Source organism: Aristaeella hokkaidonensis (assembly GCF_018128945.1).
GTDB lineage: Bacteria > Bacillota > Clostridia > Christensenellales > Aristaeellaceae > Aristaeella > Aristaeella hokkaidonensis.
The window spans coordinates 376,159-394,685 of record NZ_CP068393.1 but is presented as its reverse complement, the minus strand read 5'-3'; the positions used below and the strand labels follow the sequence as shown (position 1 = coordinate 394,685).

Here is an 18,527-nt window from a genome sequence, read left to right as displayed (position 1 = left end):
CCCGAAAGTATTCCAGGCTATTGTCCATTATAACAGAAGTAATCGATCCGGAGGGTTGGTGCAACCCGGACGCGGATCATGAATGCCTCACTGAATGTGTAATAAATATCCTCGTTATCGTTCGAAACGGAGATCTGGCTCACTTTCAGCTTGCTGACCTTCTTAACCAAAGATGAATAGCCGTACCGTTTCAGGAAACGCTTGATTTCTTCTTTCGCCTTGTTCATGAGATCATTGTTCACATCCCCGGCAACAGGATCGTCTATATGCGTCAGCTTCTTTCCGCCGAAATCCTCGGTGTCCATCAGGACAAGCTTTCCATTAGGATCCAGATGAACGGCATACGTACAGTCGTATACACTGGTTTCCTTGGATTTGTAGAAACTCAGCGAGTAATAATCGAACGGGAGCGCACTGCCTCCCTTCGGAGCAAAGGAATGTTCAATATAGTTCAGTCCGTCAGTGCTGTGACCTTCCGCATTCAGAATCTGCCGGGCTTTATTCTCCTTGGGAGTCCAGTCGATTCCCTCCCTCTCATCGTATACCTGGATCTGGGCAGCCGTCATTTCCTTAGGGGAATTTTTTCTTTTATACACCAAATCCAGTACCGACCGGGTTTTCTTTCCGGCCAGGCCGTCTTCGGTCAGGCCGTTTTTGCGCTGGAAGTCCTTAACAGCTTTTTCGGTTTTATTGCCAAATTTACCGTCAGCCTTTCCTTCGAGATAGCCTAGATCAATCAGCTCCTGCTGCATTGCACGAACCTCTTCTCCGCTGCATCCGTTATAGAGGGTCCCCTCGTTGTATGCCGAAGGTTTGGCAGCATTCCCTGTTGCAGCTTTACTGCTGCCGTTCCGTGCCGATTCCAGCAGTGAACGGGTGTCTTTTCCAGCCAGGCCATCGGGTGTCAAACCATTTTTGCGTTGGAATGCTCGAACAGCTTCTTCGGTTTTATCGCCATATTTGCCGTCAGCCTTTCCTTCGAGATAGCCCAGATCAATCAGCGCCTGCTGCATTACCCGGACTTCTTCCCCGCTGCATCCATTATAGAGGGTTGTCCCTTCATAAGCCAGGGCCGGCACAGTCATGGATATACATAAAGAAAGGATCAAAAGGAAACGAAGCATCTTGTTTCTGAACATAAAACTATTGGTCATACTGTCTTCCTCCCGTCAGCCTGTCAGCTGCTGCACCCCCATTGATTTATCCGGATAATGTCTCAAGCATATATATGTGGCTTCCAGCTTGTGAAAATGCCGTGTGTTTTATAGAACAATCCCGTTATTTGCCGTTCTGATTATAACATTATGTTGCAAATTTGTATAGTATTTGTTGCAAAATTTAACATTTCACAATTGATCTATCCCTTTCAGTGTATAGCAGAAGCAAAGGAGGCAGGGAAAATCCATTCTGGCTTTGACATATTCGGCCTTGTATTTCCATGGAAAAAACTTCCCTCGCCTGCTTCAGTTTGACTGGAAACACATGCTTTGGTATGATCGTTTTCAGCGTATACATTACCTTTCGATATTATCGTCTGTGGCAAATCTGAATCTGGCGGAGGAAAATAAAATGAATGATTATAATGAGGATTTCTGGAATGCACTGGATGAGCTGGTGAACACTTCCGAAATTGTCATCGACAGACCAAAAGGATCTGCCCATCCAAGATTCCCGGATTTCATATATCGGGTTGACTATGGTTATCTGAAAAACACTTCCTCTATGGACGGAGCAGGAATTGACGTATGGGTCGGCAGCGGCAAGAAAACAGTCGATGCCGTCATGTGCATTGTCGATTTGATGAAGCGGGACTCTGAGATCAAGATACTGATTGGCTGTACAGAAGAGGAAAAGATGGAAGTATATAAAACGCATAATGAAACGCAGTATATGAAAGGCGTTTTGATACGTCGATAAATTCCTGTTTGTCGGATCATATGTTGGAGGAACAACTTAAAAGAGTATGATGATTGAAACTAAGCATCTGATATTACGAAACTGGCAGGAAAGTGATGCCCCGGCGCTATATCAATTATGCCGGGATGAAACACTTCGCAAAAGCGGTGTGGCATTTCTCGAATCCATTCAGGATGCCGAGGAAGCTATACAATTCTGGGCTAAGGGCGATCAATTCAAGGCGATTATTCACCGCGAAAGCACTGAATTGATCGGTTTCATCAGTCTGGGAGACATGAACCGGTACGAGGGCTATGTGGAGTTGGAATACGCAATCGCGGCAGATTATCGTAACAGAGGATTTGCCACAGAAGCAGTAAAGCGCATGGTCGATTATGGATTTTCTGAACTGGGCCTGGCGGTGATTGCGGCCTGGGTCCGTTCCCATAATGCTGAAAGTACCCGGGTATTGGAGAAATGTGCCTTCACATTAGAGGGCAGGCTTCGAAAGCACGCAAGAGATCAGAGCGATACGTTGTGTTATTCTATATTGAGGGAAGAATGGGAGAGTATGACCATTTCTGGCGTGTAATGGAACATTAACTTTTGATTTTCTTAACTATGAGAGGCATAATGATTTGGAAATAAAGCTTATTGACAGTAATAACTTCACCCGGGACTCGCTGAAAGACTTTCGGCGGTATCAGGAAGTAAAAAATGTGTATCGCCTGCAGAACGGGAAGCTGACACTGGTTTACAATCCCTTCACTGAGGATTGGGATGCCGCGCGTCTTATCGAAAAAGCTGAAGAGATTCTCAGCGGGCGGTACGTGACATATTGCGCTTATGAAGGAAATCACGTAATTGGCGAAATCATGCTGATTCCCAGGCTGAACAAAGGCCGGCTTATTATTGACAGCTTCCATGTTTCCAGGGATTACCGCCATCGTGGAATCGGCAGAGCCTTGTTTGAAGCCGCCAGACAGGAAGCCCTGAAGATGGGAGCTCATGCTTTGTATGCATCCTGCTGCTCTTCTGAAGAAACAATAAACTTCTACACCGCCATGGGGTTCCGCCTCAGTTCTGACCCTATTCCTTCCCTTGCTGAGGCAGAGCCTTATGATCTGCAGATGGAATGTATGATTGTCCGGGAAATGCAATAAACTGACGTGATTCCAGCCTGCCGGGAAGATGATAAGGCGGAAAAACAAAAAATATCTTTGAATATTACGTGTTATGGAGGAAAACATGACGGTTGACGAATACATCGATTATTATAAAAAGAATGGTTATATCAAGGAGATGCGCAAATTTGTGGGGCATGCGCCGATCATGAGCTGTGCATGTGGCGTAATCATCGAGAATAACGATGGGGAGATATTGCTGCAAAAACGCCGGGACAATGGTCGCTGGGCAATCATAGGCGGATCCATGGAAATGGGAGAGACTTTTGAAGAAGCGGTTAAACGTGAGGCTAAAGAAGAATCTGGACTGTCATTGGGAAAGCTGGAAGTGTTTAAGCTTCTCTCAGGTCGAAAGCGTATTATCGAATATCCCAATGGAGATGTTACTTTTGGACCGGGCATCGTATTTATCACAAAGGAGTTCGAAGGCAAAATTGTGAATGACCCCGAAGAGGTCATGGAACACAGATTCTTTAAACACACAGAACTGCCCGGTGAGCTTAATGGCTACGATTCTGATATCATACTCGAATGGGCTGCGGGAAAAGCTTAATCATTTAACTCGGAAGATAATCTTCCTATAGGTGGAAAGGAAAATATGGAAGACTGTGTATTTTGCAAAATAGGTTCCGGTGAGATACAAGGGCTCAGAATCTGTGAAGATGACGAGGCTCTCGCGTTCATGGACATCTCGAAGGATTATGACGGACATATTCTTGTTATACCCAAGAAGCACTATCGATACGTGACAGATTGTCCCGAAGATGTGGCTTGCAAGGTTTGGTCCATGGTACAGAAGATCAGTAAACATCTGATTGAAGACTGCGGTTACGACGGAGCCGACATCATGTCGGCCAACAGTCCCGTGAGCCAGTCACTCCCTCATTTTCATGTGCACATAATCCCGAGAAAAATCGGGGATCGACTGGGAAACCCTGGAGAATGGCCTAAGCCGGAAGGGGCTGAGGAAGATTTGCGCGTTATGCACGAAAGGCTGAAAATGATCTGATATATTCAAGGATGACGGGAAAGAAAAGCGCTTTCTTCCCTGTTCATTTCCCTGGAGGATACAGGGGACGGTTCTCGGTCTCCTTGTTATATGTGAAACATAGTCAAAATGCCTGTCCATTGGGACAGGCATTCTTTGGCGGAGCGGGCAAACGAAGGAAGCGTCTCCCCAGCGAGGGCGAAGAACCGATGACCGCCAGTGGCGGAAATCTCATCGATTCTGAGGTCATCTGAAAAGGAACAATCTCCCCAGTGGGGAGTTGCGACTATTGAAGATGCGGATAATCGCTGTAGGCGAAAGCGACCTAAGTTTGTTAGCGCGAAACAAGTACAGACGCCGCTCCAAGGCGGCTGTATGTAGATTGAGCGAACGGGTGGATCCCACCCAGCTCCGCGCGTAATTGGAAAAGCACCTGCATCCATGCAGGTGCCCAATTCGTGCGGAGCGTATCATTTCGTATCCGAACCCAGATTCATATTTGTAAGCGGTATATTCGGATGTATCTTTCATCGGAATATGTTATAATGCTGGCTGATTAGCCAAATGGTAAGGAGCACTATATGAATTATAGAAAAATGTTTAATAATATGCATCCCGGATTCTTTGATGACTCAGGAATAAAAGGAATGCCAAAGGATTGGACGTTTTCGGAACTGATAATGGATTTGCGCAATGATTCACCGCGTGAAGTAGTGCCTCATTGCCCTGAGAGTATTACCTTTGGCGAATATAAAGGCGATATCAGCCAGCTTAAGAAAGCTGTATATGAAGTGGACGAGGACTGGGTACAGTATTTCGGAGAATGGAGCAGGGTTTTTTGTGCCTTTGACCAGGATAAGGTAGTTGCATTCTGCATATTAAGTGATTTGGGAATGCAGGATAATCTTAAGGTAGGCGGACCAGGTTGTGTCGGAACCATTCCAACGTATCGGGAGAAGGGCATTGGACTTGAGTTGGTCAGGAGAGCGACTGATTTACTGAAAAAGGATAAATACGACGTTTCATGGATACATTATACCCATCTTGAAAACTGGTACAAAAAGCTGGGATACAAAACAGTTCTGAAATGGAACTCTGACGGAATTGTTATGGAGAAACAATATGAAGAATAACATTATTATCGCAGGTGTTCCAAGAGCCGGAAAAAGTACTGTCTCACATCTGCTTTCAAAAAAATACGGGTACCAGCATATCAGTATGGATTCCATCATAGCAGGCTTTGAGAAATGTTTCCCTGAAACCGGGGTAAATACATATCAGGGCCTGTCTTCGCTGGAAACATTGCGTGTAATCAGCGGCAAAATGGCGCCTTTTGTCCGCGCCATGCTGGACAGCAGTGAATATGATGAGTTTGAACCCGGTATGGTTCTGGATATGTATCAACTTCTGCCGGAAGACTATGACAGACACATTCGCGGAGCGAACTGTGAGATTGCTTATTTTATTACATCAGATGTTTCGCCGGAAGAACGCTTCCTGATTCAGAAAAAATATGACACAGAAAAAGATTACTCTTTCTATAAATCCGACGAGGAACTTCGCGAGGGTGCTGAATGCATTGTGGAGCAGAGCATTATTATGAGGAAACAGTGTGAGCAGTTAGGGCTGAAGTATTATGAAACAGCAACCGAACGTGAAAAAAACATACAGCGATTTCTTGATGAATATGGTTTCACGAAATGAATGAAATATGTTGACTGTAATATATGATAAGCCGAACCCTTTGAGGTTCGGCCTTTAAATTACAAAGCGGAGCGGGCAAACAAAGGGAGCGTCTCCCCGGTGGGGAGTGCCAAAGGCAAGCGACCTGAGTTTGTTAGCGCGAAACAAGTACAGACGCCGCTCCAAGGCGGCTGTACGTAGATTGAGCGAACGGGTGGATCCCACCCAGCTCCGCACGCAATTGGAAAAGCACCTGCAATAATGCAGGTGCCCAATTCGTGCGGAGCGGGTGGGATTCGAACCCACGTGCCGGTAAACCGACAAACTGATTTCGAGTCAGCCCCGTTATGACCACTTCGATACCGCTCCACGGCAACGGGCGAATTATAGCACACCGCCCGTTATTTGACAAGATTTGCCGGTCAGTCGTCAAAGGTGAACCGGTCCATCTCCGCCTTGCCTTCCGGCAGATTAAACACAAAGTAAACTGCGTGTTTTCCGGTCACACCGCTCTTGAGCGGAACAGTCACTTCCCCGCCTTCAGCTTCCAGCCAGGCAATCTCCCGGCCTCCGGGAGTGTCCAGGCGGACGCTTACCGCGGCCTTTGCCTCTGTGTTCATCACAACGGTGATGTTCTTCGGTGTATTCAAGCCGAACTGCAGATAACGGAAGCCCAGTGTCAGGCCGTCCGTGATGTTCATTACCTTGGCGGAGACATCCTCGTGCTGCTCATATACAGGTTCAATCCAGGCGGTCTCCTGCCCGCCATGCATATGACAGGTGTATCCGGCAGATATCCATTCCCGGGCATTGATGCCGTTGACCTGCGGCCCCTGGGAAGTCATTTCCACAGGGCGGGAAGCAACAGGTTCGCCGTCCAGGTAATCCACCTTGCCGATCCAGACCTTTCCGTTCTTGCCCAGTACCGCGTCCACAGGTTCCAGCATCGCCTGGCGGGAATACTCATTCAGGCCGGTCTGCCGATGATAGAACACATACCACTGCCCGTTCACTTCCATAACAGAGCCATGGTTGTTGCCCCAGCGGAAAGTCATGATTCCCTTCCCTTCCGCATCCGTCAGGATCTCCCCGCCGTTGAAACTGATATCTCCGCCCCACTGCCAGCCGCCCAGCGGCCAGTCGCTCCACATATAGGACAGGAAGCCGTTGCAGTCATCGTATACGCCCAGTTCCGGCACAGGCTCGTTCACCCGGCGGGAGAAGATATATACATACTTGCCGAACATTTTCCGCGGGCTGGAGGCTTCAAAGAAGGATTCCCAGCCGAAAGCGTCATCTTCCGGAGACCAGGCCGCCCGGCAGTGCGGAATCGGATTCTCCCGCAGCGTACCCGGGATAATTGTCGCCATATCCTCGTTCAGTTCCGCACAGTAGGACTTGCAGAAGCCCCAGTAGGCATAGACCCTTCCGTCGTCGTCCACCAGGACGCCGGGATCAAAACCCAGTTCTGTCAGCACAGGGTTCGTAAAAGGTCCCCAGGGCTTGTCAGAACTGGCTACCATGATCCGGGAGCCCTTCTGCTCCGCGGCATACATGTAATAGGTATCGCCCTTCTTCACCACGTCCGGAGCATAGAGAATGCTGTCATCCTCCGCCTTGTAGCAGGTTCCATGGCACTTCCAGTCTGTCAGGTCAGTTACCGGTGCAGACCAGACCACATAGTCCCGGCCACAATATTCCGCCCTTTCAGTATCATGGGAACCGTATACATATACCCGTTCTTCTCCGTTATGGGTAAACACACGGGGTTCTCCGTCCGGCACATGCTCCCACAGGGGCATATAGGGATTGGCACCTTTTACAAACGACTTCCGGTTCATAGCTGTCGTCTCCTTTTTCCTGTCTGTTTTAAAGCATATCGGATCCACCGGATGAAGTCAATTCAAAAGGATTCGGTTTTTCCGTCGTTTTCTTCTTCTTGTATTTATGATATAATACTTATATTGAAAGAAAACTGTTTATGTCCTCGTTTTATAATATGAGAAGATTCTTTTTTGTGCTACATCTGAAGGGAGGCTTTTATTCATGAAGAAACGTTTACTGGTCATGATAACCATCGTTATTATGCTTATGCTTCTCCTTCCCGCTGCGCATGCAGACGGCTACACCACCTGGGATCCTGTAAACCAGGCGTATATGTATAACGATGCCCACTACGGCATTGTCATTTGTACCAAAATGAATGTCCGGAATCAGCCTTCCACCAGCGGCTCCACCTATGGATCCATCCGCAACGGGCAGCCCGTTAAAATTCTGGGAGTCACGCAGGACGGAAACTTCTATCTGCTGGATCTTGCCTCCTGCGGAATTTCCAGTGATCAGTATTACGGATATGCAAAAGCAAGCCTCATCAAGATTGATCCGGAATATCTTATTGCTTCAAGGCTGCTGAATCTGTATGCCACCCCTTGGGGAGACGGCATGAAAAACGGAGAGCAGACCAACCGTGCATTCCTGGTCATTTCTGAAGAAAACGGATGGTATGCTGTACAGGCCACTGAAACAACACCGGGAACAGCCTTTATCAGGACAAAAGATGCTCCGGCAAACTATACCGGCAGATATATCGTCACATGGGACACAGATTTGTACGATGACAATACCATGGCGAAATACCAGTCCGTTAAGCGTTTCACTGTCGGCAGCCTGATCGGTGTCAGCGGAGATTATTCCCGGATGCTGTTTAATGAAGGAACCGCTAATGAGTTCTATGCATGGGTATACAACCAATATCTCGCTCCTGTGATCAACTGATCTTTCCCTTCCTTTTTACACGGCCGCATAAGCGGCCGTGATTTTTTTACAGTTTTGTTACTTTCATCCGTACCGTTTTCACCCTGCTTTGCTTGTTTTCAACCATTCTCTTTGCTATAATAGGCGTGTTGTGAGCCCGGCGGGATGCCGGACAGGATATTCAGACACTGAAACGGTATTGGGATGAAGATGAACAGATTTGCGAAAATATATCTCTGCCTTGCGGTACTGCTGTTGCTGCTGCTCGGCGCGTCAGCCTCGGCAGAGACCACAGTGACTTTCTCTCCTGAAAACCCGAGGATGGGTGATTACGTGGATGTGACGGTCACTCCCGGACGGCAGGGTGCTATCGGCGTGCGTTATGAGCTAAGTACGTCAAAGGGTGTGGTTTTCAAAGATAAGGACAAGGAGCTTTCCAAGCACTACACCGCCTCCTTCCGTCCCCGTGAACAGGGCACCTACACACTGACCGCCATCGTATCCTACGGCAAAAAGGATGAGGAATCCGTCAGCATTACCATCCCGGTTTCCGGCACTGCCGAAATCCAGGAAGGTTCGGATGTGCTGTACAGCCAGAAGGACGGCTGGTGGCACGACAAAACTTACTCAAAGAAGCACCACCGTTCTCTGGAGAAAGCCGGCTGCGCCATCTTCACTCTCAGCCACGTCCTGCAGCGAATGGGCGTCACCGGTGAGGAAGTAATGCCGGACAAGCTGGCAACCAAATACTCCGGCATGTATATCGAAGGCCGCGGGACAGACAACGAGCGTCTGCTGATGACCGCCGGAGAAAATTACGGTTTCCAGACACATCACGATCTGATCGAATCGGAACCCGAACTGAAGATCTGGCTCAACCAGGGCTGCCGGTTCAGCTTTATGATTGTTATCGGTCATATCGCCCTGGCGGATGGTCTGAGTGAAGACGGAACGAAAGTACATGTGGTTGACTCCGCCCCCGGTGCTACAACAGAGCGGATCAAGAAAGCCTCCATGTACATTCAGAAAGACGACGGCACTTTCGCCGCGGTTGCCTCTCCCGAGGAAATCCCAGGCTGCCGCTGGTTCTTTGAAACCGGTGAATACGGCGGCCTGGAATACTGGCTGGACCTGTCCTACTGTGCAAAGCAGGGCATGCGGCCGGTCCGGACTTCCTGGCTGAAGCTGAATGGTGAATCCGTTGCGGATATGGAATACGCCGGTGCGCTGGTTTCCAAGGTGACCCTCGCAGGTTCGGAAGAAGCCCAGCGGGTGAACACCCGTGATCTGCAGTGGACCACAACCGGTTCCGAAACTCCACAGCTTATCCAGGTTACCGGCAAGAAGGGCGCTTCCTTCACTGACGGCAACGGTAAGAAGAAGGATGGCATCTCCAAAGCGATTCCCTATGGCTCCATGGCGTTTGTCATTGGGATTACTGATAAGCAGTATTACATTGCCTGGAAGGACAGCTTCGGGTTTATCAGCAAGGAATCAGCTGAGCTGCTCCCGGTTTCTGAAGACAGCTTCCGCACCGGGCTGATTGCCCTGAACGGCAAAACAGCAGGAACTTCTCCCGTTACTGTTCGGAAAGAGCCTTCCACCAAGGCAAAAAGTATCGGCGAATGGAAGCCGGGGACTCCCATCGCCGTTATATCCGAAAAAGGGGACTTCTATTACGTGGAGGGTAAGGGGCTCCGCGGATGGGTCAATCAGAAATTCATAAAACTGGAAGGGGAAGAGAACGATGGGCAGAAAGTCGACAAAGGAGAATAAATCCATCTGGCAGACAACGCGTGAAGAGCTGGGACTGACCCGTGAAAAGGCCGGTGAACTGGTTCCCGGTTTCTCTCCGGAGCGCATTGAGAAGATTGAGAACGGTCGTACACAGATTCAGCCTGAGGACGTGATCCTGCTGGCTGAGCATTATCGTGCTCCCGCCCTGCTCAATTACTACTGCTGCAATGAATGCCCCATCGGTGAAACCCAGGTGGTCCGGGCGGAATCCAAGGAACTGACCCAGATTGCCGTGGAAACCCTGAACGCCGTTAACCAGATGGACCGCATCAAGAACCGCCTGCTGGAGATTGCTGAAGACGGTCAGGTACGTTCAGATGAATACGAAGACTTTATGAAGATCAAGGGTGTCCTGGACCGGATCGCCCAGAGCGTTTCCAACCTCCGGCTGTGGATGGATGAGCAGATCGCCGAAAACAAATTCGGCACTGCCGAACCGCCTATGAACTGATCTTCTGACTGAAGTAAAAAAGGAGCTCTGCCGTTTGGCAGAGCTCCTTTGCTGTATCAGGATTATTCCTTGATCTCTTCAACCGCTTCTTCAACAGCCTTCTTGGCTTTCTTGGCGGTCTTCTTGACTTCTTCCACGACTTCCTCAGCCGCTTCCTTGACTTCTTCAGCCTTCTCTTCGACGGCTTCCTTTACTTCCTCGGCAGCCTCGGCGAACTTCTCGGAAACAGAGCTTTCGGTGGCAACCACTTCATACTCGGTATCAGCAGCGGGAGTCTCGGCAGCTTCTTCAGCCACGGGTTCGGGCTCGATGGCCTGACGGATGCTCAGGCTGATCCGCTTCTTCTCGGGATCCACGCCCAGCACCTTAACCTTCACTTCGTCGCCGACCTTCACAGCGTCTTCCACCTTGGCCACGCGGGCAGTGGAGCACTGGCTGATGTGAACCAGACCGTCGAGGCCGGGCTCCAGTTCAACGAAGGCACCGAAGTCGGTGATGCGGACCACTTTACCGTCCACCACTTCGCCAACGGGGAACTTCTCAACAGCGCCGTCCCACGGATGGGGCTGCAGCTGCTTGTAACCCAGCTGGATACGTTCGCGTTCGGGATCCAGGGACAGGATCTTCACATCCACTTCCTGGTTGGGCTTCACAACTTCACTGGGATGCTTGATGCGGCCCCAGCTCAGGTCTGTGATGTGGATCAGACCATCCACACCGCCGACGTCCACGAAAGCACCGAAGTCGGTCAGGCGGCGGACGATGCCATGGATGACCATGCCCTCTTCCAGACGCTCCCAGGCTTCCTTCTTCTTCGTGGCGGCTTCTTCAGCCACAACAGCCTTACGGCTGGCAACAACGCGTTTCTTCTGAGGATCCACTTCCAGGATCTTCAGCTTCATTTCCTTGCCGACGAAGTCAGCGATCTTCTCAACATAGCGCTGGCTCAGCTGGCTGGCGGGAACGAAAGCGCGTACGCCGGAAATGTCAGCAATCAGGCCACCCTTGACGGCTTCCTTACCGACAGCGTCCACATACTCGCCCGCGTCGTACTTCTCCATCATGGCGTCCCACGCCTTCCGGTTGACGATGTTGCGCTGGCTCAGCAGCACATTGCCTTCTCCGTCGTTGACCTTTACGACTTCGACTTCAATTTCGTCATCCAGTTTGACATCCTGATCAACCAGATCAGTGCGCTTGATCAGTCCGTCGGCCTTGTAGCCTATGCTGACGCATACTTCGTCCTCGGTGATCTGCACGACCTTGCCGGTCAGAGTCTGTCCGGGCCGGATCCTCACCAGAGTAGATTCGACTTCCGCCATGAAGTCATTGTTTGCTTCCACCTCCGTGGTAGGGGTCAGGTCCTTGTTCTCCATGTCGCTCATGCGTGTGACAACCTCCTTAAGTGAATCCGTCGGCGTAGATGCACCGGCGGTGATTCCAATCTTTTCGGAATCCTTATTTGCAAAGGCGGGCGGAATCTCCGCCGCACTCTCTACCAGAATGGTCCTGGGACAGGCGCTTCTGCAGATGTCGTACAATTTCCGGGTGTTGGCGCTGTTCCGGCCGCCCACAACAATCATTGCGTCCATGCGGGCTGCCAGTTCACCGGCTTCCTTCTGCCGGATCTCTGTGGCATTGCAGATGGTACAGCGGCAGTCCGGGTTTTTGACCTTTGTCTCCAGCACAGTCAGGATATCCTGCCATTTGCTGTGAGGAAAAGTCGTCTGACAGACTACCACAGCCTGTTCCATCTCAGGCAGCTGTTCTGCTTCATCGGGACTAGCGACGATCATTACTTCGCCATGTGCCCATCCGGCAGTCCCCCTAACTTCCGGATGGTCCCGCTCTCCCACCAGTATGACGGGAGTCCCGTCACGGGAGCCTTCCTCCACAATCCGGTGAAGCTTATCCACAAAGGGGCAGGTCAGATCCAGCACTTCATTGCCGGCTGCCTTCAGCTCCTCCAGCACCTGCGGAGAAACTCCGTGGCTGCGAATCAGAACTCTGCGGCCGTGAGCTTCTGAGGGATCGCCGATCGGTTCCAGTCCGCGTTCCGCCAGACGGCGGATCACCTCAGGATTATGAATCAGCTCTCCCAGCGTACAGGAGGGAATCCCGTCTGTGGCCATCGCTTCTGCCTTTTCAACTGCACGGCTGACGCCCATACAGAAACCGGCGTGCGCTGCTACCTCAACAGGCATATTCCCTTTCCCTTTCGAAAAATAACGTTCAACTGAATTATTTCTTCTTTATTATACGTATTTCCTGCCAATATTACAAATATTTTTGAGAAATTTTCAGTTTTTTTCCTGCTCAGCGTCCTTGATCATGGTCCGGAAAGTCTCCCGGAGCCTTTCATTCATGCGTTCGCAGGTGTCTGTATTGATTCCCTCAGCCAGCAGGTCGTCATAGGAAATCGGTTCTCCCACGTACAGATTGGTCACCTTGAACAGGCTCAGTTTTCGGTCAAAGTAGATCGGGATTACCGGAGCCTTGGACCTCATCGCGATCAGGGACGTACCGGATTCAATATGTTCCATCTGTCCCTCATGGTGGCGGGTGCCTTCCGGGAAGATCAGCAGGATCTTCTTCATCTTCACGGCCTTCATGCAGGCACGCATGGCTTCCATGTCAGATTCATGACGCCCGACCAGAATGCAGTGGAGCCTTATCAGCATGTTCCGGAGGAATTTGCTGTTTCCTGCCAGTTCTTTCTTTGCCAGGAACACAATCTGATGGTGCGGAATTCCCATGGCCATTACCACAGGATCCAACGCGTGCCGATGATTTCCGATCACCACATAGGGCGGATCCTGCAGCAGCCGTTCCTTGTGATGGAAGCGGACCGGCATCAGGGTGTGGAACAGGATCTTGGCCAGCACCCGGGCAACCTCATAAAGGATGCCGCGTTTCTCCGTTACCGCTTCCAGTTTCTTCTCAGCCATGGCGCTTTTCCTCCACAATTCTGAGAATTGTATCCACCACCTCATCAAAAGTCAGGTTTGTGGAATCCACCAGTACGGCGTCCTCCGCCTGGCGAAGCGGTTCCACCGGACGGTTCATGTCCTGCTCGTCCCGCTTGATCACTTCTTCCAGCACCTGCTCAAAGGTTTCAGGGCTGTTCTTCTTCTGCAGTTCCAGGAAGCGCCTGCGGGCACGTTCCTCCGCCGACGCGGTCAGGTAAATTTTTGCCGTCGCGTCAGGAAGTACCGTAGTACAAATATCTCTGCCGTCCAGCAGCATGTCCGTTTCAGAAGCCAGCTTCTGCTGCAGGCGTACCATGGCCTTGCGCACCTCGGCATACCGGCTTACGGTGGAGGCCGCCATGCCCACTTCCTGGGTGCGGATCAGGCCGGTCACGTCCTCCCCTTCCACAAACGTATGCTGTCCGTCTGCTTCATGGGTGACGGCAAAATTCAGGCTGTTGCACAGGGCCACAATTGCCTGCTCATTCTGAACGTCCATATTCCTTCTAAGGGCAGTCAGTCCCAGCGCGCGGTACATTGCTCCCGTGTCCAGATGCAGAATGCCAAGCTTTGCCGCAACCGCATCCGCAACCGTGCTTTTTCCTGCGCCGACCGGACCATCAATGCCAACATTAAGCCTCATGCTTATATCCTCCTGTAAGCGGGAATTCATCCCTGTTCCGGGCATTTTCCCTTATCTATATAACCTTTTATATTATACTCTTCAGCTTCTTTTTATTCAATCCGTATACTGTTTTCCCGGGGTTCTTCCATGTTCTGGGAATAAATAGATTTTTACAATCAATTGTCCGTTTGTTTTGTGATTTTCTGGTTGACACATTTAAACCGTACTTTTATAATGAGCTTGATATCAGACATCTCCGGACGAGGAGGTTTTTACCATGAAATCAACAGGAGTCACCCGTCAGCTGGATTCACTGGGACGAATTGTCCTGCCTGTAGAACTCCGCCGCACTCTGGAGATCGGCCCCAAAGACACGCTTGAAATTATGGTGGAGGGCAACTCCATCGTCCTGCGCAAGTATGAAGCCGACTGCCATTTCTGCGGAGGCAAGACCGGGCTGACCGCCTACAAGGATAAGCTGATCTGCCGTCGCTGCCTCAAGGAAATCAAAGCCATCTGACATTCTCTGCTCGTGATTTATCAATCCCGGACCCTTCCGGGATTTTTTGTTTTCTTGAAGTTTCCCTTCCCTCAGCGTATAATAAATGCTGTTATCCGGATCACTGATCTGTCTTTTTCAGAGGTGTGAAGGATCATTATTCATAATCTCTGGAGGGTTTCCATGTCCTTTCCGTTTTTCGCGTATCTTTCCCGGCTCAGGCTGATCCACCGCTGGAGCCTCATGCGCAACACCGTGCCCGAGAATGACGCTGAGCATTCCCTGCAGGTGGCCATGATTGCCCATGCCATTGCGATCATCGCCCAGGACCGTTACGGAAAGGATGTAGACCCGGAGCATGTACTTTCCCTGGCGGTTTATCATGACGCGACAGAGGTGATGACCGGCGATCTGCCGACGCCTGTCAAATATCACAGTGATGAACTGCGGGGCGCCTATCACCGGCTGGAGGAGCTCTCCGCCGACAGGCTTCTGGCGCTTCTGCCCGAAGATCTGCAGCCTGCCTTTACTCCGTATATGAAGCAGGCCTCCGGATATGAGCACACCCTGGTCAAAGCCGCCGACCGTATCTCCGCCTGCATCAAGTGCATGGAAGAACAGCGCGCCGGCAACCGCGAGTTCGATTATGCCGCGGAAAACATCCGCGACAGCATCTCCGCCATCGACCTGCCGGAGGTCAAGGATTTCCTTACTGATTTCCTGCCCGCCTTCGACATGACCCTGGATGAGCTGAACCACCCCTCTGACGAAAACCGTTAAGCGTCATCCCGGTCAGACTTGAAATATGAATTTGGAGGTTAACTCATGAAACGACTTTTAGCCCTTCTTCTCATCTTTGCCCTGCTCCTTCCCGCCTGTTCTTTCGCAGAGCTGGAGGAAGAAGACTTTGACCTGGAAGAAGAAGTCGAGGATATGGATCTGGACGAGGATGATGGGATTTCAGATGAAGTCATCAACGCCGAACCGGTTTCCGAAGAACTTCAGGAAGAAATCCGCAATGCCCTGGAAAACGCGGACTTTATTCCCACCAGCGAACTGGATGAAAACAACCTGTTCATCAACCGCAACCTGCCGGACAACGTGATCAACATTCTGCTGCTGGGCGTGGATACCCGCAATGCGGAACTCATCGAGGAAGACGTAAAGCTGGCGGATGTCCAGATCATCCTTTCCCTGAACACGGAAACAGGCGAAGTAAAGCTTTCTTCCATTCTCCGTGATACGGTCGTCATGAATCCTTTCACCGGTGTTCGTTCCCCCATCAACTACTCCCTTCGTTCCTTTGATGACAAAGGCAAGTTCCATGACGATCCCCAGCGCGCCATCGCGACGGTGAACTATAACTTCGAAATGAACATCCAGTATTACGTCATGATCAACTTCCGTGGCGTAGCCGCCATTGTGGACAAACTCGGCGGTATCGATATGGAACTGACTGAGGGCGAAGCAGCAAACATCAACTACTACCTGAAGAAGAACGCCAAATCCATCTCCAAGCACTACGACACCAAGGAAGCCAAAGCCGCCCGTGTTGAACTGAAAGTCGAAGACGGCGTACAGCACCTGGATGGCCTGCAGGCCCTGATGTATGCCCGGCTGCGTCAGAACAAAACCAAGAAAAAGTATAATCTGGGCGACGACTGGCAGAGAACAGCCCGTACCCGTAACCTGCTGGACAAGCTCCTGCAGAAAGTGCTGAAGGGGAACGCCGATATCATCGACCTGGTCAGCTACTCTGTGGAATACATCAATTCCAACATGAATCCCGCCACCATGTTCGATCTGATCCGGACCGTTCTGGGTGGTAATATCATCAGCAAGCTGGGATCCGGCGATTCCATCATGGAACAATTCCGTATCCCCATGGGCAACGCGGATGATGGCACCAAGACCTGGTCCTACGTCCAGGAAAAGGGCGATCTGTACGGCAAAATCTGGCTGAGCAAGACCAACGGCAATCTGCAGAAGAATATTGAGGGACTGCACGAATTTATCTATGGTCAATACTATCCCGCCGGAGAATAATCATTCATACAGGCACCAGACGGGCAGCTTTCGGGCTGCCCGTTTGATATATATGCAGATCGACCGGAAAAGTTTTTCTGCAATGTTTCACCTGTCTGTGCCGTTATATGATATGATTATGAATCATGTTCAACGGAGGTTTGTATGAAACGACTTTTCGCTCTGATCCTTGCACTTGCACTGTTTCTTCCCCTTTTTGTATATGCGGAGCAGGAGGATACGGAGCTTACGGAAGATATTGACCTTGATGAGGATTATTCCTTTGATGAGGAGGGCAACCTGCTCCTGCGGGATGACGAAACCGGTGAAACATACAGTCTCTCCGCCATCAGCGAAGAGGATATTGAAAAGCTCGCCGCGCAGTATGAGCTGGATGAGTCCATTGATCCGAATGAACTGGAGATCAACGAGAACCTGCCGGATGATGTCATCAACATCCTGTTGATCGGTCTGGATGTCCGGGGAACGAAAAAGGAAAAGCTGCTGACGGAACAGGGCAAGTATTCCAAGCGTTCTGACGTACTGATCGTTCTTTCCATAAACATGAATGATGGTTCCATCAAGCTCTCTTCCATTGCCCGCAACACCTATGTGGAAGTACCCGGCCGGAAGAACAAGACCATCATCGCCAACAGCTATGGTCATGCGAACTATAAAAATGGTGAATTTGTATCCTGGACTGACACGCCGGAAACTTGTATCCGTACGGTCAATCACAATTTTGAACTGAACATCCAGTATTATGTCGCCATCAACTTCTACGGTGTCGCACAGATCATCGAAGGCCTGGGCGGTGTGGATCTCGACCTGACCAAGACTGAAGCCACAGCCATCAATACATACCTGTCCACCGGCACCATCAAGAACTCCAAGGGAGAAAAGATTTCCCACGGCAAAGCCATCGCCAATTCCTATGACGATAAGAACGGCAAACGGGACAAGCTGAAAAAGACGAGCGGCGTGCAGCACCTGGACGGCATCCAGGCCCTGATGTATGCCCGTCTGCGGAGCATCGACAGCGATTTCGTCCGCACGGCCCGCACCCGTCACCTGCTGGACTGCCTGCTGAAACAAACCCTGGAGAAAATCAAGGCAAACAAGCTGAACGTGCTGGACCTTGTATCAGACTTTATCTCCTACCCGATTACCAACGTCAACCCCAGCACAATCATGCAGCTGGCCGGAAAAGTCATGTCCTCCGGTGTCATGGATAACCTGGAATCCACCGATTCCCTGATCTCTGAATTCCGGATTCCGATCGACGGCCATTGGAAGTATGATACTGTCGATGGCGCCAGCGTCACGATTATGAAGGATAAGCAGTTTACAGTTGAATCCCTTCATGAATTCATCTACGGCAAATACTATCCCGCCAAAGCAGATTAATCGCACCTCAACCGCATATCAAAACGGACGACCGTCAGGTCGTCCGTTTTCATTTTATAACCTTCAACCAATCAGAACACCTTAACCCCAACCCATGCACACACAGCTGTCATTCCGACGGAGCGAAAGCGATTGGAGGAATCCCTTACTACGGCCAATGGCCGCATTCTTTCATCAATCCGCGTTCATCACTTTTTCATAGCCTCCACCCTGTCATCTTGAGCAAGGCCGTAGGCCGCGTCGAAAGAT

General features: G+C 50.5%; 19 protein-coding genes and 1 tRNA gene. 14 read left to right on the top strand and 6 right to left on the bottom strand.

The window, feature by feature from the left end; genetic code table 11:
• Positions 1 to 17: 17 nt before the first annotated feature.
• On the bottom strand, positions 18 to 1,139 hold the full coding sequence (locus JYE49_RS01725) for a peptidoglycan-binding domain-containing protein (RefSeq protein ID WP_283399269.1): 1,122 nt from the start codon (positions 1,137 to 1,139) through the stop codon (positions 18 to 20).
• 430 nt (positions 1,140 to 1,569) lie between these two features.
• Between JYE49_RS01725 and JYE49_RS01720 the strand changes: the two genes are divergently transcribed.
• From JYE49_RS01720 to JYE49_RS01690, 7 genes are all read left to right on the top strand, one after another.
• Positions 1,570 to 1,917 (top strand): pyrophosphatase-like OB fold-containing protein, encoded by a 348-nt coding sequence (locus JYE49_RS01720; RefSeq protein ID WP_093955764.1) that lies wholly within the window; start codon positions 1,570 to 1,572, stop codon positions 1,915 to 1,917.
• A gap of 46 nt (positions 1,918 to 1,963) precedes the next feature.
• The gene (locus JYE49_RS01715; RefSeq protein WP_283399268.1) at positions 1,964 to 2,488 is read left to right on the top strand and encodes a GNAT family N-acetyltransferase; all 525 of its coding nucleotides are present in this window, start codon (positions 1,964 to 1,966) and stop codon (positions 2,486 to 2,488) included.
• A 127-nt stretch (positions 2,489 to 2,615) separates the two neighbouring features.
• A complete protein-coding gene (locus JYE49_RS01710; protein ID WP_179217146.1) occupies positions 2,616 to 3,059 on the top strand; it encodes a GNAT family N-acetyltransferase in 444 nt (147 codons plus the stop codon).
• Between the two features lie 73 nt (positions 3,060 to 3,132).
• Positions 3,133 to 3,633: an NUDIX hydrolase gene (locus tag JYE49_RS01705; protein WP_093955762.1), complete on the top strand. Its 501-nt coding sequence runs from the start codon at positions 3,133 to 3,135 to the stop codon at positions 3,631 to 3,633.
• Positions 3,634 to 3,678: 45 nt separating this feature from the next.
• Positions 3,679 to 4,089 carry an HIT family protein gene (locus JYE49_RS01700; RefSeq protein WP_093955761.1) on the top strand — a complete coding sequence of 137 codons (411 nt, stop codon included), beginning with the start codon at positions 3,679 to 3,681 and terminating at the stop codon, positions 4,087 to 4,089.
• 560 nt (positions 4,090 to 4,649) lie between these two features.
• On the top strand, positions 4,650 to 5,201 hold the full coding sequence (locus JYE49_RS01695) for a GNAT family N-acetyltransferase (protein WP_093955760.1): 552 nt from the start codon (positions 4,650 to 4,652) through the stop codon (positions 5,199 to 5,201).
• Complete coding sequence (locus JYE49_RS01690; protein WP_093955759.1) at positions 5,191 to 5,772, top strand: hypothetical protein; 582 nt, start codon at positions 5,191 to 5,193, stop codon at positions 5,770 to 5,772. Before JYE49_RS01695 ends, JYE49_RS01690 begins: the two co-directional genes overlap by 11 nt.
• A 260-nt stretch (positions 5,773 to 6,032) precedes the next feature.
• On the opposite strand, the gene JYE49_RS01685 is transcribed toward JYE49_RS01690, so the two are convergent.
• Positions 6,033 to 6,120, bottom strand: a tRNA-Ser gene (locus tag JYE49_RS01685).
• Positions 6,121 to 6,173: 53 nt separating this feature from the next.
• On the bottom strand, positions 6,174 to 7,592 hold the full coding sequence (locus JYE49_RS01680) for a family 43 glycosylhydrolase (RefSeq protein WP_093955758.1): 1,419 nt from the start codon (positions 7,590 to 7,592) through the stop codon (positions 6,174 to 6,176).
• Positions 7,593 to 7,797: 205 nt separating this feature from the next.
• On the opposite strand from JYE49_RS01680, the gene JYE49_RS01675 reads away from it, so the two are divergent.
• From JYE49_RS01675 to JYE49_RS01665, 3 genes are all read left to right on the top strand, one after another.
• Positions 7,798 to 8,526 carry an SH3 domain-containing protein gene (locus JYE49_RS01675; RefSeq protein WP_093955757.1) on the top strand — a complete coding sequence of 243 codons (729 nt, stop codon included), beginning with the start codon at positions 7,798 to 7,800 and terminating at the stop codon, positions 8,524 to 8,526.
• A 189-nt stretch (positions 8,527 to 8,715) separates the two neighbouring features.
• Entirely contained in the window at positions 8,716 to 10,281 is a 1,566-nt protein-coding gene (locus JYE49_RS01670; protein ID WP_179217144.1) for an SH3 domain-containing protein, read from the top strand.
• A complete protein-coding gene (locus JYE49_RS01665) occupies positions 10,253 to 10,753 on the top strand; it encodes a helix-turn-helix domain-containing protein (protein ID WP_093955755.1) in 501 nt (166 codons plus the stop codon). The genes JYE49_RS01670 and JYE49_RS01665 overlap by 29 nt, the downstream gene beginning before the upstream one ends.
• 62 nt (positions 10,754 to 10,815) lie before the next feature.
• Here JYE49_RS01665 and JYE49_RS01660 read toward each other — a convergent pair whose 3' ends face one another.
• From JYE49_RS01660 to cmk, 3 genes are all read right to left on the bottom strand, one after another.
• A complete protein-coding gene (locus tag JYE49_RS01660; RefSeq protein ID WP_093955754.1) occupies positions 10,816 to 12,957 on the bottom strand; it encodes a bifunctional 4-hydroxy-3-methylbut-2-enyl diphosphate reductase/30S ribosomal protein S1 in 2,142 nt (713 codons plus the stop codon).
• Between the two features lie 96 nt (positions 12,958 to 13,053).
• Entirely contained in the window at positions 13,054 to 13,701 is a 648-nt protein-coding gene (locus JYE49_RS01655; RefSeq protein WP_179217143.1) for a lysophospholipid acyltransferase family protein, read from the bottom strand.
• Positions 13,694 to 14,365: a (d)CMP kinase gene (gene cmk, locus JYE49_RS01650; protein WP_093955752.1), complete on the bottom strand. Its 672-nt coding sequence runs from the start codon at positions 14,363 to 14,365 to the stop codon at positions 13,694 to 13,696. Before cmk ends, JYE49_RS01655 begins: the two co-directional genes overlap by 8 nt.
• Before the next feature lie 259 nt (positions 14,366 to 14,624).
• Here cmk and JYE49_RS01645 point away from each other — a divergent pair, with 259 nt between their 5' ends.
• The 4 genes from JYE49_RS01645 to JYE49_RS01630 all read left to right on the top strand — a co-directional run bounded on the left by JYE49_RS01645 (position 14,625) and on the right by JYE49_RS01630 (position 18,278).
• Positions 14,625 to 14,867 (top strand): AbrB/MazE/SpoVT family DNA-binding domain-containing protein, encoded by a 243-nt coding sequence (locus JYE49_RS01645; protein ID WP_093955751.1) that lies wholly within the window; start codon positions 14,625 to 14,627, stop codon positions 14,865 to 14,867.
• A 162-nt stretch (positions 14,868 to 15,029) separates the two neighbouring features.
• Positions 15,030 to 15,626 (top strand): 5'-deoxynucleotidase, encoded by a 597-nt coding sequence (gene yfbR / locus JYE49_RS01640; RefSeq protein WP_093955750.1) that lies wholly within the window; start codon positions 15,030 to 15,032, stop codon positions 15,624 to 15,626.
• Positions 15,627 to 15,671: 45 nt separating this feature from the next.
• Entirely contained in the window at positions 15,672 to 16,892 is a 1,221-nt protein-coding gene (locus JYE49_RS01635; protein ID WP_093955749.1) for an LCP family protein, read from the top strand.
• Between the two features lie 144 nt (positions 16,893 to 17,036).
• A complete protein-coding gene (locus JYE49_RS01630) occupies positions 17,037 to 18,278 on the top strand; it encodes an LCP family protein (protein WP_093955748.1) in 1,242 nt (413 codons plus the stop codon).
• Positions 18,279 to 18,527: the final 249 nt, after the last annotated feature.

Coding starts and splice junctions, on each gene's coding strand:
- JYE49_RS01675 (WP_093955757.1), top strand. CDS start 7,798: ATGAAGAAACGTTTACTGGTCATGATAACCATCGTTATTATGCTTATG.
- JYE49_RS01635 (WP_093955749.1), top strand. CDS start 15,672: ATGAAACGACTTTTAGCCCTTCTTCTCATCTTTGCCCTGCTCCTTCCC.
- yfbR (WP_093955750.1), top strand. CDS start 15,030: ATGTCCTTTCCGTTTTTCGCGTATCTTTCCCGGCTCAGGCTGATCCAC.
- JYE49_RS01655 (WP_179217143.1), bottom strand. CDS start 13,701: ATGGCTGAGAAGAAACTGGAAGCGGTAACGGAGAAACGCGGCATCCTT.
- JYE49_RS01645 (WP_093955751.1), top strand. CDS start 14,625: ATGAAATCAACAGGAGTCACCCGTCAGCTGGATTCACTGGGACGAATT.
- JYE49_RS01705 (WP_093955762.1), top strand. CDS start 3,133: ATGGAGGAAAACATGACGGTTGACGAATACATCGATTATTATAAAAAG.
- JYE49_RS01715 (WP_283399268.1), top strand. CDS start 1,964: ATGATGATTGAAACTAAGCATCTGATATTACGAAACTGGCAGGAAAGT.
- JYE49_RS01665 (WP_093955755.1), top strand. CDS start 10,253: ATGGGCAGAAAGTCGACAAAGGAGAATAAATCCATCTGGCAGACAACG.
- JYE49_RS01720 (WP_093955764.1), top strand. CDS start 1,570: ATGAATGATTATAATGAGGATTTCTGGAATGCACTGGATGAGCTGGTG.
- JYE49_RS01660 (WP_093955754.1), bottom strand. CDS start 12,957: ATGCCTGTTGAGGTAGCAGCGCACGCCGGTTTCTGTATGGGCGTCAGC.
- JYE49_RS01630 (WP_093955748.1), top strand. CDS start 17,037: ATGAAACGACTTTTCGCTCTGATCCTTGCACTTGCACTGTTTCTTCCC.
- JYE49_RS01725 (WP_283399269.1), bottom strand. CDS start 1,139: ATGTTCAGAAACAAGATGCTTCGTTTCCTTTTGATCCTTTCTTTATGT.
- JYE49_RS01670 (WP_179217144.1), top strand. CDS start 8,716: ATGAACAGATTTGCGAAAATATATCTCTGCCTTGCGGTACTGCTGTTG.
- JYE49_RS01680 (WP_093955758.1), bottom strand. CDS start 7,592: ATGAACCGGAAGTCGTTTGTAAAAGGTGCCAATCCCTATATGCCCCTG.
- JYE49_RS01695 (WP_093955760.1), top strand. CDS start 4,650: ATGAATTATAGAAAAATGTTTAATAATATGCATCCCGGATTCTTTGAT.
- JYE49_RS01690 (WP_093955759.1), top strand. CDS start 5,191: ATGAAGAATAACATTATTATCGCAGGTGTTCCAAGAGCCGGAAAAAGT.
- JYE49_RS01700 (WP_093955761.1), top strand. CDS start 3,679: ATGGAAGACTGTGTATTTTGCAAAATAGGTTCCGGTGAGATACAAGGG.
- cmk (WP_093955752.1), bottom strand. CDS start 14,365: ATGAGGCTTAATGTTGGCATTGATGGTCCGGTCGGCGCAGGAAAAAGC.